Source organism: uncultured Zhongshania sp. (assembly GCF_963975605.1).
Classification (GTDB): domain Bacteria; phylum Pseudomonadota; class Gammaproteobacteria; order Pseudomonadales; family Spongiibacteraceae; genus Spongiibacter; species Spongiibacter aquimaris.
Genome location: NZ_CAXBHN010000003.1, coordinates 51,895 through 67,645, shown reverse-complemented (window position 1 = coordinate 67,645; position 15,751 = coordinate 51,895). Strand labels below are relative to the sequence as shown.

Sequence of the window (15,751 nt, the reverse complement as noted above, 5' to 3'; positions counted from 1 at the left end):
TAGCTGAAAGTGAGCGGAGAGTTGTGACTAAGAGAAGGGCTTGTAACAAGAGGCCTGGGGCCCCTTGTTACATAGTGGGCTATGAAGTTAGACGTGGATACCCTTAAGAACAGCGGCGAGTGCCATTTGCTCAGAAGACACCTCGGCTTTATTCTCGTCGCCGTCACCTTTGGCAGCAGACGAGTCTGGGAAGGTGCGGAAAACCGTGTTCATGATGATTTCTACCGCCTTGGGCATAATGGCGTTCAGTACTTGCATCGTTATACCAAGGCCGGTCGCAATACGTTTAGGTCTGCGAATAATGGCATTACAAATCATATCGGCGGCTTCGTCTGGCGACAAAGTGGGCACGGAGTTGTAGATTGATGTTGGCCCTATCATCGGGGTTCTGACCAGTGGCATATTAATAGTCGTAAAGGCAATATTCCGGTCAGAGAATTCCGCTGCAGCCGCGCGTGAGAACGCGTCCAGTGCAGATTTAGACGCAGCATAGGCTGAAAAACGCGGCGACGTTCCGACGATGACGGCAATAGATGAAATATTAATGACGTGACCGGCTTTGCGCTCGAGCATTGACGGTGCCAATCCCATAATTAGGCGGATTGCGCCAAAGTAGTTTAGCTGCATGGTGCGTTCAAAGTCATGGAAGCGATCAAACGTTAATTCCAGCGAGCGGCGAATTGAGCGCCCTGCATTGTTGACCAGCACATCCACTTGGCCATGATTTTCTAACAAGGTCGCGACTAATTTATCGCAGGAAGCTAAATCTGATACGTCGCAGCTATAGGCGTAGCTGGTACCGCCTTTTTCAGCAATTTCTTTTTGCGTTTCTTCTAACTTCTCAAGTGTGCGCGCCACGAGAACGACCTTGCCACCGGCAGCGGCAAGTTTGATAGCGGCGGCTTTACCGATCCCCGAAGAAGCGCCGGTAATAACAATTACCTTATCCTTTACGTTTCCACGCAATGAGCGGTCTTTAAATAGATCGGGGTCGAGGTTGCGCTCCCAGTAGTCCCATATTTTGTGGGCGTAATCTTCTAAGGCCGGTGGCGAAATACCACTTCCTTTTAAGGCTTTGAGGGTTTCCCTCGTATCGAATCGAGTCGGCATATTCATAAAACCGACGGCATCTTGTGGAATGTGGTAGTCCGCTAATATCGCATTTATGATGCGGCGAACCGGCGGCAGACCTTTTAAAAGATTAAGAACGGATGCCGGAATAAATGCAAACATCCGCATATCTATACGCAGTGCAAATCGCGGTGCATGGGCGGCTTGTGAAAATATATTGAGGACTTCGCCAACTTGCTGTGATTCAGGATTAACCAAATGGAAGCAGCGGCCATCGAGCCCAGCCTTATGGGATAAAAAGTCCATCGCATCGGCAACATAGTCAACTGGGACTATGTTCATCTGCCCACCTTCAAGGCCGATTAGCGGTACCCATTGAGGGATGCGGTTGCGGAGCTTTTGCAAAAGTTTAAAGAAGTAATAAGGACCGTCGATTTTATCAATTTCACCGGTTTTAGAGTCACCGACAACCATTGCAGGTCGATAGATACGATAGGGGATTTTACATTCGTTACGGACTAGGCCTTCAGAAACATGCTTGGTGCGGAAGTACGCGTGTTCGAGACCTTTTGCCTCTTCGAACATATCCTCTCGAAAAGTACCTCGGTATAAACCTGCCGCTGCAATTGAGCTGGCTAGATGAAAGCACTTGGCGCTCATTGCTTCAGCGGCAGCGATAGCATTTTTGGTGCCGTCTACATTGGCGATTTCTTGGCTGGCGGCGTCAGCTTTCAGGTCGTAAATGGCGGCGAGGTGATAAAAGTGCTTAACCGAGCCTTTCAGCGTTGCCATATCCTTTGCGCTAATACCTAAGCGCGGCTTGGATAGATCACCATTTATTGCTACCAGGCGGTTGCTGTTTAGCCCAGTTTTTTCTAATAGGTCTTTGTATTTTTGTTTTGAGCCTCTGCGCACCAATACATAAATAGTACCTTTGCGTTTGGCAAGACGTTCAATGAGAAAACGGCCTATAAAGCCAGTACCGCCGGTGACAAAATAGCTCATGGTGTATCTCCACTGTTATGAATTTTGTTGCTTTGTTATTTTTTGGTTTTAGCCAGTGCTGATGGAGAGACGGCCTCTTCAAGGTCGTCAAATGCATCGTGTATATAGTTACCGAGAATATCTAGGTTCGGCATTGCCGTTGTTGCAACCAAGCCAAACTGCAAGCGGCCATCATAACTGTATAGCGTAATATTGAGATGGTTGCTCGGCGTTAAGGCACTTATAGGGTACATTTCTTCTAATTTTGCGCCCTTTAAGTACAGTGCTTTTGCGGGGCCGGGTACATTGGAAACTAAGGTATTACCCAGTGGTGGCAGTACGTCGCCGAGCTTCAATGCCTCACCAATAAGCGAAACTCCGCCTAGAAGGACCGTATACGCCATGACCGACGCCGGCGGAACTCCATCGATCTGGTATCGTACGTTGCGTAGGGTAAAGCCAATTTCTCTCAGTCTTTCGTAGGGATCGGTGGTTTTGCTGGCTAGTTCAACGAGCACAATGCCGATTTTATTTCCGAAGCTGTCATCGCCACTTTGGCGCAAATTCACGGGCATCTGAATTGTAATCGGTTCGTTGATATCAGTTCCGCAATCCTGCAAGTAGCGATGCAGAGCGCCGTCGATACACGTTAGGGCTATATGGTTAAGGGTGGAGCGAGTCAGTTTGCGCAGACGGTGCACGCGCTCCATATCGACGGCGGCAGTGGCTATTTGGCGTCCGGCACTGACTTGCCCTGTTAGCGGTGTTGAGCTGTTCGCCTTAAATGGCACCGCGACCGCATTTTTGGTTAGGTTGAGTGTTTCTAGAGCGAGCTGTGCACTGAGCTTGGTGAGTCCGGTTAATGCCTTAATATAGTCGCCAGAGCGCCCACCTAGCTGGCTTAATACTTTCATGATTGAAATGCTGTCCGCCGTATTTTGTAGGCGTTTTTGGGGCAATACCGACCATATTGGTGTGACTGATTTCGTTCTGGCAGATTTACTTAAGCTATTGACAAGCCATGACGACATGGTAACGCCGTCGGCGTAGGCGTGATGTAGTTTCGTATAAATGGCAAAGCGTTTGTCGTCAATGCCTTGAATAACATGCATCTCCCACATTGGTCGTGAGCGATTCATGCGAATGCTGTGTAAATCTCCGATCAAATCGTAAAGGCTTTCACGAAAATCTTCGCCCTCAATACGGTGATAAAAGACATGGTTGTTAATGTCGAAATCTAGATCACATCGCCAACGAGGGGCGCTAATGGCAGAAAATTGAATAATTTGATTAAACGGCGCACGAATCTCGTCGATATTGCCTGCGTATTCATTAACCAGTTGTTCAACATAACTTTCGGTCGCGTTTGCGGGCTTGCGAAACATAAGTAGACCGCCCACATGTTTGGGGCTCGCGTCGGTCTCGGTTAGAAAAAAAGCTAAATCCATTACTGAAAGTTTTGCCATTCGTTCCGTACCTCGTAGTTACAACTACCTGATATATTTAGCGTTGTTATGTTTTTTGCCACGCCGAGGCGTAAGCTAGGTCATTGAATACAACTTTAGTCTATGTCCTAATGTTTTTATTGGCTATTGCTGTTTTTTTTAATAGCAATAATTTTCGGTCAATAGTCTTTATATTGTGTAAAGCTTCAAGCTAGAACACAAATAGCCGTTTTTACAGTGAATGGCAAAGAGGGTTTGTGGACAGTAGGGATAGATATTCATGATTTTGGGTTTGATATCACGACTTAAGCGTTGGTACGCAATTCCCTATTTGCTTATATGCATTGCGGTTTCTTCTCAAAGCCTTTACCAGCTATTTACCGATTCAAGATTTAGTTTGTCTTGGTTAGGCGCTTTGGTAGCGGTCGGGCCATTAGTTCTCTTTATGAGCTTGGTATATACCTTTCCTTACACGAGGGTGGTTCGTTTTATCGCAATTCCAGTGATAATGGCTTTGCTGGGTGCCCTGTTAACGGTAGTGGAGATGCGACCTCTACCTACATTTTATACCTTGTTTTTTGGTCTTGGTGGGGTATTGGTTTATGTGTTTTGGTATACCTATCTCGATCGAAGCGACAATGTTCTGCTGAAAAAAGGTGCGTACTTAGCTGATTTTACGGTGAGCTCGCTAGCAGGGGAGAAGGTTTCGACGTCTAGCTTTTTAGGGAAAAAAGTACTGTGGGTTTTTTTTCGAGGCAATTGGTGCCCTATGTGCCAGTCACAATTGGCACACTTAGCTGAAGAATATGAAACCCTTCGCGAGCGGGGGATTGAACTGGCACTTATCAGCCCGCAAAGTAGAGAAAAAAGTGCGCAGCAACAGTCGCGACTTAGCGTCTCAATGCCATTCTATATGGATGAAGACAATAACGCAGCGCGCACCCTTGGCATTGTTCACCGCTACGGTGTGCCGCTGGGTATACTTGGTTATGGACAAGATACCGTTTTGCCAACGGTAGTAGTGACAGATGAAAGTGGAAAAATTATCTATGTTGATTTAACGGATAATTTCCGTATTCGGCCGAGTGTAGAAACAATAATAGCAAGCCTAGATCAAGCTTGGGTGTAGCGTAGTGGGTTGTAATCAATGACGACAGATATAAGGGCTGCGGCTACCGTAGTGATAGTTCGCGACGGCGACAAAAGCATAGAAATATTACTGTTACGCAGACATACGCAACTTAAGGTTGGCGGTGGTCACTGGGTGTTCCCAGGTGGCACTGTGGATCCTGAAGATGCGATTGGTGCGGAAACTGACGAACAGGCGGCGCGAGCTGCCGCTATAAGGGAGACGCAGGAGGAAGCCGGTCTAACGCTATCTGCTGATAATTTATTGTTCTTGTCCCACTGGACAACGCCGCCGTCGATCGGGCGACGATTTGCTACGTGGTTTTATCTTGCCGAGGGCGATCGCCGTGAGATTGTTGTTGATGGCGAGGAAATGGATGACTATCGCTGGGGCGCACCTGAAGAATTCCTACAGCAGCATCGCTGCGGCGAGCTAGCTCTAATGCCGCCAACGGTGGTTACCCTTACTGAGTTGGCGGCCTGCGTTAGCCAAGTTGATGCGCAGCGGTTTTACAGTGATCGCGACGTTCCCTATTTTGAGCCGAGAATTTCGTCGCACAACGATTGTGTCTGCATGCTATACGGTGGCGACGCTGGCTATAGTAATAGTGACCCGAATGTCGGTGGCCCGCGAAATCGCTGTTATTTGGAAAATGGCGTATGGCGCTATGAGTACAGTACAACATAATAATAAGACTGAAGATCGTCCCAGGAATAATTTCGCTCAGGAGCGAAGGATTATTGTGCTTGCGGTGTTTAATCATTAACGGCCGGAGCAAAGCAGTAATATTCTTAACGAGACCTTTGCACGAGCCGGAATTTTGCTCTCTGGCAAGGAAAAAGCGCACGGAATGAGGGAGTTTATAGTTATAAATGACCGATTGAGTACGATTTTGACGCCGGCAGAGGGCAAAATAACAATCGCGCAAAGGTCTCTTAACAATGATTCTTGGGAGAATCCATTATGAATACAGCACAAAAAATACTTGGTGTGATTGTTTCTATGGCGGCAATGTCGGCAATTGCTGGCGAAGGTGCTAAGCAGCATCCAAAATTTGATCTAAACGGTGATGGCACAGTAAGTACAGAGGAAATGGCACAGCATCGCCAAGCCATGTTCGCGAAAATGGATTTAAATAGTGACGGTAATTTGACTCGCGAAGAAGTGACTGAATACAAGGCCAAGCTAAAGGCTGAGCGCGAAGTGAATAAGAAAGATCGCTTTGACCGAGCAGACGCTAATGGTGATGGTCAGGTATCTGCGGAAGAGTTTGCGGCCAGTACTGATAAAATGACAAAGCGCATGGACAGCAATGGTGATGGCAATATCGACCGCCGTGAAATGTTTAAGGCGATGCGCAATCACGGTGGTGACGGTCACGACGGCGAGCACCGTCAAGGTAGCGGTGTGTAATTGAGCGTCCGCCTTCGCCAATTCAATAGGTATCAGCGTGCAGTTATCTGACATTGAATTGATGCGGCGAATAGCGGGCGGCGACCAACAGGCATTTTCAGTGTTGTTGGACCGCCACAGTAAAATGGTATTAAACCTTGTGTACCGCATTGTATTGTCGCGAGACGATGCCGAAGATTTATGCCAAGAAGTGTTTGAACGCCTGTGGAAACAAGCACCGGATTGGCGGGACGATGCCAAATTAACGACATGGCTATATCGGGTTGCGAATAACTTGGCACTCAATTACAAGCAGCGAGTTCAGCAGCGGCATGTGTTGGACAACGGTTCGCTTGAATGGCTTGTCGAGCATGCTGAGTCGGTTATGCCGCCAAATGAAAACGAAAACTTAGCCGTGCATGATGCTCTAAAGGCCCTTCCAGATAACCAGCGTGCGGTAATGGCATTCAGGTTTTATCAAGATGTTTCAGTGAAAGACATTGCCGTGATTATGGGCTTATCTGCTAAAGCAGTGGAATCGCTCATAAGCCGAGCTAAGCAGCAGCTAAGAACACGATTAGGAGGTCGAGAATGACATCGGCAGAACAAATATTTTCAGCCTTATTGACCCGCTATGGCGCTAATGCCGATCATTGGCCGTTTCTATACCGTGTGCTTTTACCTTTATTTCTGCGGTTGGATGCCTGCGCTGCGCAGTGGCGCGAAGCCCAAGCAGAGGAGCGTGCTATACGTGCGCTCTATAAAACTGATTTGCCGGAACTGACTCCGAGCACCGCTTTACGGGCTCGCTTAGTGGCCATCGCACAGCTACCTAGTAAAACAGCGCGTGAACCTTATATACCCGTGTGGCGTTTAAGTTTTGCCGCGGCAATGGCGTCGGCCTTGTTGGGCGTGGTGCTGGGCGCGGGTGGCTACTTTGCGGATTATGCTGATCCTGATGATTATGTGTTTGAAACAACAGCGAGTTATGAAGTGAGTGATTGGATTGCAGGTACAGGCTTATGAGTACACGTAAAGGCATTGTTATCGTGTTGTTCGTGTCCTTGGTGTTAAACGGGGTTCTGATTGGTTTATACGCGGGGCACCGTCTAATGGGTGAAGAGCGCCACGCTATGCATGGTATGGCAAAACACCTGCTTAAAGACGAGCCGCAAGAGCTTGCTGAACCAATGCGCCAAGTACTTGAAATACATCGCAAAGATATGGTCAAGGCGTATCGCAAGCTTCGTGCAGCGCGCCGAGACATGGTTGCAATATTAAAACAAGATACGGCAACAGAGGCAGATATCAGCAAGGGGTTTAAGGAAATTCGGATCGCTGATACGAATTTAAAACGGGTGAGTCATGAGGTGTTAGCAACAGTGCTGGTAACTTTGCCGCCCGAGCAGCGACTGCAGTTTGCGCTCCGTGAATTAGGTCGAATCAAAAATAAAAAGCCAAGACCTGGCGAGCCGGAACATAATGGCGAGCGGCCTCCGCAGTAGCTGGTACTAGTGCATTTTTAACTCGCCGTTATACCAATGCCTGCGCCAGCGATCGAATACGCGTTCGGGATACCAGCTTTTGCCGAGGCTGCCATTGTAGCGAGCGAGGGCGCGGTGAACATTGCCTTTTTCTTTTTGTAAATAAAACTGCAAAATCTGGCAGCCATAGCGCAGATTGGTATCTGCGTTGGTGAGGTTGTCGTCGGGGCGGCCGATTTCTTTTTTCCAAAACGGCATCACCTGCATTAAGCCCTGAGCGCCAACACGAGACACTGCAAAACGGTCGAAATAACTCTCTACTTCAATGAGGGCCAACACCAATTCGGGACTTAGTCCTGCCGCGCTCGCCTCTCTGTGCACGCTGCGTAAAAAAGTGAGCCGCTCTTGTGGATCTTTGATATATCTTGTCATTCGCCCTGACATATCAAATAACCAAACCTCAGCATCAAAGCGATCCTTAAAGCTGCCGGCATCTGCAACCGCTTGCTTAAGGAATACCCGTAGTTCCTCGTGTTCCTGCTGTTCGGCCGATAGTGCTGCGCTGCGAGCATCCGTGACGATTGGGATGCCGGCAATGCTCAGCGGCGAGCTAATCAATATCAGCAGCAATGCCAGCCGCGAAGCTAGCACTGCGAAACGAATTTGCACGGTGTGGGCGTCTGGCATTTAACGTGGCAGTTGCTGCTGAATGAAGTCGAGAACATCGTCAATCGCAATGTCTTCATTGTCGCTTGCGCTGCGGTTCTTGTATTCAAGCATGCCATTGTCTAGGCCTCGGTCGCCAATCACGATGCGGTGAGGAATACCCATCAGCTCCATGTCGGCAAACTTCACCCCTGGTCGCTCATTGCGATCATCAAGTAAGACGTCGTAGCCTAATCCGCGCAAGGTGGCGTAGAGGTGTTCCGCGTGCTCGCGAACCCGTTCAGATTTTTGAATGTTCAATGGCACGATGGCGACCTCAAACGGCGCGATGCTGGCTGGCCAAATAATGCCTTTCTCGTCGTGATTTTGCTCGATGGCTGATGCCACCACACGGGTTACACCAATGCCGTAGCAACCCATGATCATAGTTTGCTCTTTGCCGTTTTCGTTGAGTACGGTGGCTTTCATCGCCTCTGAATACTTGGTGCCTAATTGGAAGATATGACCCACTTCGATACCGCGCTTAATAAGCAAACTACCTTGTCCGTCCGGGCTAGGGTCACCTTCAACTACGTCGCGGAGATCGGCTGTTTCAGTAAAGCTGGCATCTCTATCCCAGTTTGTGCCACTGAGGTGGAAGCCGTCTTCGTTGGCGCCGCAAATAAAATCTGCACTGTGGGCAGCGCTGCGATCTGCAATGATACGGATGCTTAAGCCGGCGGGGCCAATAGAGCCGGGTTTGCAATTCAGTTTGGCTTGAATATCTTCCTCGCTAGCGAAAGTGAGGGGCGATGCCACGCCGGCTATTTTCTCGGCTTTAATTTCATTCAAATTATGATCGCCGCGCACGACTATGGCGATCAAATCCTGCTTGCCGTTTTCGTCGGCGTCGCTGTACACAATCAAGGTTTTAAGTATTTGTGCTGCAGCCACCTTCAGCAAGGCGCTGACTTCATCAATAGTGTGCGCGCCGGGGGTGGCAATTTTCTCTAGCGTGCTATTAGGTGCAGGGCGCGCTCCAGCGGGGGCGAGTGCCTCCGCCATTTCGACGTTGGCGGCGTAGTCAGAGGTGTCGGAGAAGGCGATATCGTCTTCGCCCGATGACGCTAACACGTGAAATTCATGTGAGCCACTGCCGCCGATTGAGCCGGTGTCGGCGATAACAGGGCGGAAGTCCAAGCCCAGGCGGGTAAATATGCGAGTGTAGGTCGCGTGCATTACATCGTAAGTGGCTTGCAGTGATTCCTGGTCATTGTGGAAGGAATAGGCGTCCTTCATTATAAATTCGCGTGAACGCATCACGCCAAAGCGCGGGCGAATTTCGTCACGAAATTTAGTTTGAATCTGATAAAAGTTTGCCGGGAGCTGCTTATAGCTCTTTATTTCATTGCGAATTAGATCTGTTATGACCTCTTCGTGGGTGGGGCCGAGGCAAAACGAACGGTTGTGGCGGTCACCAATACGCAGCAATTCGGCGCCGTATTGCTCCCAGCGACCAGACTCCTCCCAGAGTTCTGCGGGCTGCACAACCGGCATCATTACCTCCATTGCGCCGCCGCGATCCATTTCTTCGCGAACGATATTCTCGACTTTACGCAGCACCCGCAGGCCCATCGGCAGCCATGTGTAGAGACCGGTGGCGAGCTTGCGTATCATGCCTGCTCGCAGCATAAGTTGATGGCTAATGACTTCAGCGTCGGCTGGGGTTTCTTTTTGGGTGGCAATTAGGAATTGGCTAGCGCGCATGGTGTAATTCTGGCCTTGTTTATCAGAGTTTGCGCATTTTACGATTGATCGGTAGCGCGGTACAGGCCGCAGGGGGAGTGATGTTCAAATTACATGATGCTTTAGCGCGAGATTGCGCTGTAGTGGGCGATTTACCGTTGTGTCGGCTGCTGTTAATGAATGACAGTCAGTATCCTTGGCTTATCTTGGTGCCGCGCCGGGAGAATTTGCGTGAGGTGTGTGATTTAAGCGCAGAGGATCAGCAGCTGTACCTAGCCGAGTCAAATGCGACTTGTGCTGTATTGCAGAATACCTTTGCGGCGGAAAAATTAAATGTTGCCGCCTTGGGTAACATGGTGCCGCAGCTGCATATACACCATATTGCGCGATTTGCTGCTGATCCAGCTTGGCCAAAGCCCGTTTGGGGGCTTCTCCCTGCTAAAGCCTATGAGTCAGCTACATTGGCTGCTCGCTTAACGCAAATACGTGCAGCTTACTCTGCGTATGGGATGGAATTAGTCGCTTAGTTTGCCATTCTTGCTCCCAGATAAAAGGCGGCACCTGACCGGCAAAAAAGCGGGTGCTGCGATTTTTATGTGGCTACTTCTCAGCTTCGTTTTTCCATTTGCAGTGATATTACAGCTCAGCTTTTTAGACGATTATTGTGCTCGTCATACAAAAAATGCCTTTTTTACAGTGTTTTGAACGAAAAACAGCGCTTTAATCTTGTATTGGGTTGCACAATCTACTATAGATAGTCGCAGGCACAGATTCGTGATTAGCATGCGGTACCTGCTGGTTGGTGCTTATAACCGTATTTAGGCCAATAAAACTTAACGTGTGATACAGGAATATTCTAATGGCGATAAAAAAAGCTGCTCCCAAAAAAGCTGCCCCAAAAAAAGCTGCTCCTAAGAAAGCACCAGCCAAAGCAAAAGTTGCTGCGACTGCTGCAGCAGCACCTAAGCGCAAAACCACTGCTATCTCTGAGAAAATGACCAAAACTCAAATTCTCACAGAGATTGCAGAAAACACCAATTTGACCCGTAAGCAGGTTGGTGATGTGCTCGAAGAGCTGGAAGTACTGATTGAACGCAGCGTTAAAAAGCGTGCTCTGGGTGAGTTCACCATTCCAGGTCTAATGAAAATCACCACAGTGAAAAAACCAGCTACCAAGGCGCGTAAAGGGATTAACCCATTTACTGGTGAAGAAACCATGTTCAAAGCCAAGCCAGCTAGCGTTGCTGTTAAGGTTCGTCCATTGAAAAAGCTTAAAGACTTCGCAATTTAAGTCTGATTACGGTCAGCCTCGGCATTTATTAATGTGTTCGAGGCTGATTTCCCCGTTGTATCGGTTTATTTCCCCCCAAATTCACAGCCGCATTTATTGCCGGCCCCGCTTTGCGTTATAATCCCGCTCCTTTTATGCCGCTTGTCTCTAAATGGCATCGTTGTGTGTTATGAGTTCGGGGAATTTTAATGCCTATTTACGAATACCAGTGCCAAGCCTGCCAACATGCGCATGAGGCTCTTCAGAAAATGAGCGATCCTGCCTTAACAGATTGCCCGGAGTGTGGGGCGGCGGCGTTGGTGAAAAAGATTTCGGCGGCAGGCTTTCGTTTGAAAGGCGGCGGCTGGTATGAGACAGATTTTAAAAGTGGCGACAAAAAGAAGAATTTGGCAGGCGACGGCTCGGGTGGTGGCTCGTCCGCTGCCTCAGATGCCTAGGCTTTGAAGTAAATACCCTTAGTGGGTGCACGAACTGAGTGATTGGTGCCGAGAACATGGCGCCAATGGAATAAGCTAGATATACATTAATACAGTGAGAACAGAACACATGCGCAGTCATTATTGCGGCAGCTTGGGCAGTGAACATATAGATCAAGACGTTACCCTATGTGGTTGGGTTGACCGTCGCCGTGATCATGGTGGGGTTATATTCCTTGATATGCGTGACCGTGAGGGCATCGTACAGGTTGTTTTTGACCCCGATACTGAAGAGCATTTTCGCACTGCTGACCGCGTTCGTGGCGAATATGTCTTGCGTATTCGCGGCCGTGTTCGCGCGCGCGCTGGTGCGACAGTTAATGCCAATATGAAAACCGGTGCCATTGAGGTGTTGGGGAAAGAGCTAGAAATTCTGAATGAATCAGAAACCCCGCCCTTTCAGTTGGATGACCACACCAATGTTGGTGAAGACGTCCGTCTGCGTTATCGCTATTTAGATCTGCGTCGTCCGCAGATTTCTGACAAATTGCGTTTGCGAGCAAAGATTACATCGGTGTTGCGCCGCTATTTAGACAGTCAGAACTTTCTCGATATTGAAACCCCAATCTTAACCCGTGCAACCCCTGAGGGTGCGCGCGATTATTTGGTGCCCAGCCGTACTCATGCAGGTAAATTCTTTGCCTTGCCGCAGTCGCCGCAGTTGTTCAAGCAGCTGTTAATGGTGTCTGGCTTTGATCGCTACTATCAAATTGCTAAATGTTTTCGCGACGAAGATCTGCGCGCTGACCGTCAGCCAGAATTTACCCAGATAGATATTGAAACGTCCTTTATGGACGACAAACAGATCATGGCCGTGACAGAAGGTATGATTCGCGATCTGTTTAAAGAGGTTATGAATATCGACCTTGGCGACTTCCCAACCATGAAATACGCAGAGGCAATGTCGCGTTTTGGTAGCGATAAGCCTGATATGCGCATTCCGCTAGAAATGGTTGATGTTGGCGACCTTATGCAGGAAGTCGAATTTAAAGTGTTCTCTGGTCCTGCTAATAGCGCCGATGGCCGAGTAGCCGCATTAAAAGTACCGGGTGGTAACGAGGCGCTGACCCGCAAGCAGATCGACGAATACACTAAGTTTGTAGGTATCTACGGCGCGAAAGGTTTGGCTTATATCAAGGTCAACGATAAGTCTGATCTGGAAAATGGCTTGCAGTCTCCCATCGTTAAATTCCTGCCTGAGCCAGTGCGCGCTGCGATTTTGGCGCGTCTTGAGGCTGAAAATGGTGACCTTATTTTCTTCGGCGCCGACACGATTAAAGTTGTCAATGAGGCCTTAGGGGCTCTGCGTTGCAAATTGGGCGAAGATCTTAAGCTATACACCTGTGAGTGGGCGCCGCTGTGGGTTGTCGACTTCCCGATGTTTGAACAAGATGGCAGTGGTAATTGGACATCATTGCACCACCCGTTTACCGCGCCTTCCTGCACGCCAGAAGAGCTTGAAAACGCACCGGGTGACGCCTTGTCTATCGCCTACGATATGGTTTTAAACGGCACGGAGTTAGGCGGCGGTTCTGTTCGTATACACCGTGGTGATATGCAGCAAGCCGTATTCCGAGTGCTGGGTATTGGTCCAGAAGAGGCAGAAGAGAAGTTTGGCTTCCTGCTTGATGCGTTAAAGTACGGCGCTCCGCCGCACGGTGGTTTGGCGTTTGGTCTTGATCGTTTGGTCATGTTGATGACTGGCGCCAAGTCAATTCGCGATGTTATTGCCTTCCCGAAAACCCAGAGTGCCGCCTGTGTCATGACAGATGCGCCGGGTCTTGTGGAGGCTAAGCAGCTTACAGAGCTAAACATTCGCTTGCGTAAGCTAGAGGAAAAATAGCGGCCCAGGCAGTCGTGTATACACCCACCGGCATTTCAGCGGTGGGTGGTTTTAAATAATTAGACGCCTAAAATTGTGGCGCAAGCGTAGTAGAGAGGCTGATATGGCGGGTCACAGTAAGTGGGCCAATATAAAGCACCGCAAAGCGGGGCAAGATGCCAAACGCGGTAAAATATTTACCAAGCTTATCCGTGAAATTGTCGTCGCCGCCAGAGCCGGTGGCCCTTCCCCTGAAGATAATCCGCGTTTGCGCGCCGTTATGGATAAAGCGCTGACGGCAAACATGAAGCGCGATACCATCGACAAGGCCATTGCGCGCGGCGCTGGCAATACCGATACCGATAATTACGAAGAAATAAGCTACGAAGGCTATGGCAGCGGCGGTGTCGCTATTTTGCTTGAGTGCATGACAGATAACCGAAACCGCACGGTTGCAGATGTTCGTCACGCTTTTAGTAAGCGCGGCGGCAATCTTGGTACCGATGGATCTGTAGCTTATTTGTTCTCGCGTATTGGTCTGCTTCACTATTCACCAGGCTTGGATGCAGAGGTGCTGTTAGAGGCGGCTGCAGAAGCTGGGGCGGCGGACGTCATAGTTTACGACGATGGCGCAATAGACGTGCAAACCGAATTTCCCGATTTTATGGCGGTAAAAGATGCCATGACCTCCGCGGGCTTTGAGCATGAGTTTGCGGATGTGCAAATGCTGCCAGCGACAACTGTCACGTTAGATATTGACGGCGCCGAATCGCTGCTTGCCTTGGTGGATGCCTTGGAAGATTTGGATGATGTTCAAAATGTGTACACCAATGCCGATATTGCGGATGAGGTCTACGCGGAATTGGCTGCCCGCAATTAAATTTCTCCGATCTCCGCTGCGGTCTTATATTAGCAGCGTGTCATTATTCTCTTAAATCTGTGCATAATAGCCGCGGGTTTGGCCTGCGCAGTAGCGCGTATTTGCTGGCCCCTATTTTCATAATATATAGACGTGCAGCTGGTTTTTTGTTGCGATGAGTGCGCTCACGCCACTAATGAATGGGTTGATGCCTCGGTTGATAGAATTAAAAAACGATAGCGCTAGGATCTATGACCATTATTTTGGGGGTTGACCCCGGATCGCAAAAGACAGGTTTCGGTGTGATTGAGGTGACGGGTAATCACCATCGCTACATCACCAGTGGCGTTATTCGTTTGCCGCAGGGCCCTTTGCCTGCGCGTCTTGATATCATTTTTAAAAGTTTAACGACAATTATTTCTGAATACTCACCCCTTGAGGCGGTAGTAGAAGAAGTGTTTATGGCGAAAAGCGCCGGCTCCGCGCTTAAGCTAGGGCAGGCTCGCGGCGCGGCGGTTGTGGCTTGTGTGAGTAATGGTTTACCGGTGGCGGAATATACCGCGAGGCAAATAAAGAAAGCAGTTGTTGGCACGGGCGCCGCCGATAAAGCGCAAATTCAGCATATGGTTAAAATATTACTCAAGCTACCGGCTGCACCGCAGGAAGATGCCGCGGACGCCTTAGCGGCGGCAATTTGTCATGCCAATGCACGGCAGGGTCTACAAAGTATGGCCGCCGAGCCGGCGCTGCGTTTACGGCGTGGACGCCTTAAATAAATAAGGGAAGCTAAATGATTGGTCGATTACGTGGTGTATTAATAGAAAAACAAGCACCGGAAATCGTTTTAGATTTGAATGGCGTCGGTTACGAGGTGTTGCTACCCATGACCACGTTTTATGGACTGCCTCCGCTGGGACAGGTGGTGTCCCTTTACACGCAGTTTATAGTCCGCGAAGATGCTCAGCAGCTTTTTGGATTTAGCGATGTGACGTCGCGCCGCTTATTTCGCGACTTAATTAAGGTGAACGGGGTTGGTCCAAAGTTGGCGCTGACTATTATGTCAGGCGTTGAAACTGACGAATTTGTTCGCTGTGTGCAAGAAGGTAATTCTGCTGCCTTAGTTAAACTGCCGGGGGTGGGTAAGAAAACCGCAGAGCGCTTGATTATAGAAATGCGTGATCGACTTAAGGACTGGGACGTAGCTGGTTCAGGTGGCGCCAAGGTCGTGTCGCCCGCATCCAGCGCAAAGTTAAATGTTGCAGAGGCGGAATCCGCCCTGGTGGCCTTAGGGTATAAGCCCCAAGAGGCGAGTAGAGCCATTAGCGCTTTGAAGTCGGATGACGCGAGCAGCGAGGAATTGATTCGCGCTGCTTTAAAAAACATGATCAAGTGAAGAAACTAAACTGA

17 protein-coding genes are annotated in these 15,751 nt (G+C 49.2%); 13 read left to right on the top strand and 4 right to left on the bottom strand.

Features of this window, described 5'->3' with window-relative positions; genetic code table 11:
* Positions 1–87: 87 nt before the first annotated feature.
* Both AAC007_RS04825 and AAC007_RS04820 read right to left on the bottom strand, forming a co-directional pair.
* Entirely contained in the window at positions 88–2,076 is a 1,989-nt protein-coding gene (locus tag AAC007_RS04825) for an SDR family oxidoreductase (protein ID WP_339674921.1), read from the bottom strand.
* Positions 2,077–2,111: 35 nt separating this feature from the next.
* Positions 2,112–3,521 (bottom strand): wax ester/triacylglycerol synthase family O-acyltransferase, encoded by a 1,410-nt coding sequence (locus AAC007_RS04820; protein WP_339674920.1) that lies wholly within the window; start codon positions 3,519–3,521, stop codon positions 2,112–2,114.
* Positions 3,522–3,897: 376 nt separating this feature from the next.
* Here AAC007_RS04820 and AAC007_RS04815 point away from each other — a divergent pair, with 376 nt between their 5' ends.
* From AAC007_RS04815 to AAC007_RS04790, 6 genes are all read left to right on the top strand, one after another.
* Positions 3,898–4,629: a redoxin domain-containing protein gene (locus tag AAC007_RS04815; protein ID WP_339674918.1), complete on the top strand. Its 732-nt coding sequence runs from the start codon at positions 3,898–3,900 to the stop codon at positions 4,627–4,629.
* Between the two features lie 18 nt (positions 4,630–4,647).
* Positions 4,648–5,316: an NUDIX hydrolase gene (locus tag AAC007_RS04810; RefSeq protein WP_339674917.1), complete on the top strand. Its 669-nt coding sequence runs from the start codon at positions 4,648–4,650 to the stop codon at positions 5,314–5,316.
* Positions 5,317–5,592: 276 nt separating this feature from the next.
* Entirely contained in the window at positions 5,593–6,042 is a 450-nt protein-coding gene (locus AAC007_RS04805; protein ID WP_339674916.1) for an EF-hand domain-containing protein, read from the top strand.
* A 37-nt stretch (positions 6,043–6,079) separates the two neighbouring features.
* Positions 6,080–6,616, top strand: a complete 537-nt coding sequence (locus AAC007_RS04800; protein WP_339674914.1) for an RNA polymerase sigma factor — start codon at positions 6,080–6,082, stop codon at positions 6,614–6,616.
* Positions 6,613–7,047 carry a hypothetical protein gene (locus AAC007_RS04795; RefSeq protein ID WP_339674911.1) on the top strand — a complete coding sequence of 145 codons (435 nt, stop codon included), beginning with the start codon at positions 6,613–6,615 and terminating at the stop codon, positions 7,045–7,047. Before AAC007_RS04800 ends, AAC007_RS04795 begins: the two co-directional genes overlap by 4 nt.
* On the top strand, positions 7,044–7,526 hold the full coding sequence (locus tag AAC007_RS04790) for a periplasmic heavy metal sensor (RefSeq protein ID WP_339674909.1): 483 nt from the start codon (positions 7,044–7,046) through the stop codon (positions 7,524–7,526). Before AAC007_RS04795 ends, AAC007_RS04790 begins: the two co-directional genes overlap by 4 nt.
* A 6-nt stretch (positions 7,527–7,532) precedes the next feature.
* Here the strand turns inward: AAC007_RS04790 and AAC007_RS04785 are convergent, their stop codons facing one another.
* Both AAC007_RS04785 and AAC007_RS04780 read right to left on the bottom strand, forming a co-directional pair.
* The gene (locus AAC007_RS04785) at positions 7,533–8,192 is read right to left on the bottom strand and encodes a lytic transglycosylase domain-containing protein (protein ID WP_295877312.1); all 660 of its coding nucleotides are present in this window, start codon (positions 8,190–8,192) and stop codon (positions 7,533–7,535) included.
* Positions 8,193–9,917 (bottom strand): proline--tRNA ligase, encoded by a 1,725-nt coding sequence (locus AAC007_RS04780; protein ID WP_339674908.1) that lies wholly within the window; start codon positions 9,915–9,917, stop codon positions 8,193–8,195.
* Positions 9,918–9,997: 80 nt separating this feature from the next.
* Between AAC007_RS04780 and AAC007_RS04775 the strand changes: the two genes are divergently transcribed.
* From AAC007_RS04775 to ruvA, 7 genes are all read left to right on the top strand, one after another.
* Complete coding sequence (locus AAC007_RS04775; protein WP_339674907.1) at positions 9,998–10,423, top strand: HIT domain-containing protein; 426 nt, start codon at positions 9,998–10,000, stop codon at positions 10,421–10,423.
* A 332-nt stretch (positions 10,424–10,755) separates the two neighbouring features.
* Positions 10,756–11,187, top strand: a complete 432-nt coding sequence (locus AAC007_RS04770) for an HU family DNA-binding protein (protein WP_339674906.1) — start codon at positions 10,756–10,758, stop codon at positions 11,185–11,187.
* A 188-nt stretch (positions 11,188–11,375) separates the two neighbouring features.
* Positions 11,376–11,624, top strand: coding sequence for a zinc ribbon domain-containing protein (locus tag AAC007_RS04765; RefSeq protein ID WP_295877326.1), 249 nt, complete (start codon positions 11,376–11,378; stop codon positions 11,622–11,624).
* 109 nt (positions 11,625–11,733) lie between these two features.
* On the top strand, positions 11,734–13,506 hold the full coding sequence (aspS, locus tag AAC007_RS04760) for an aspartate--tRNA ligase (RefSeq protein WP_295877328.1): 1,773 nt from the start codon (positions 11,734–11,736) through the stop codon (positions 13,504–13,506).
* A 103-nt stretch (positions 13,507–13,609) separates the two neighbouring features.
* Entirely contained in the window at positions 13,610–14,365 is a 756-nt protein-coding gene (locus AAC007_RS04755; RefSeq protein WP_339674905.1) for a YebC/PmpR family DNA-binding transcriptional regulator, read from the top strand.
* 230 nt (positions 14,366–14,595) lie between these two features.
* Entirely contained in the window at positions 14,596–15,120 is a 525-nt protein-coding gene (gene ruvC, locus AAC007_RS04750) for a crossover junction endodeoxyribonuclease RuvC (RefSeq protein ID WP_219044605.1), read from the top strand.
* A 14-nt stretch (positions 15,121–15,134) separates the two neighbouring features.
* Positions 15,135–15,737 (top strand): Holliday junction branch migration protein RuvA, encoded by a 603-nt coding sequence (gene ruvA, locus AAC007_RS04745; RefSeq protein ID WP_295877340.1) that lies wholly within the window; start codon positions 15,135–15,137, stop codon positions 15,735–15,737.
* Positions 15,738–15,751: the final 14 nt, after the last annotated feature.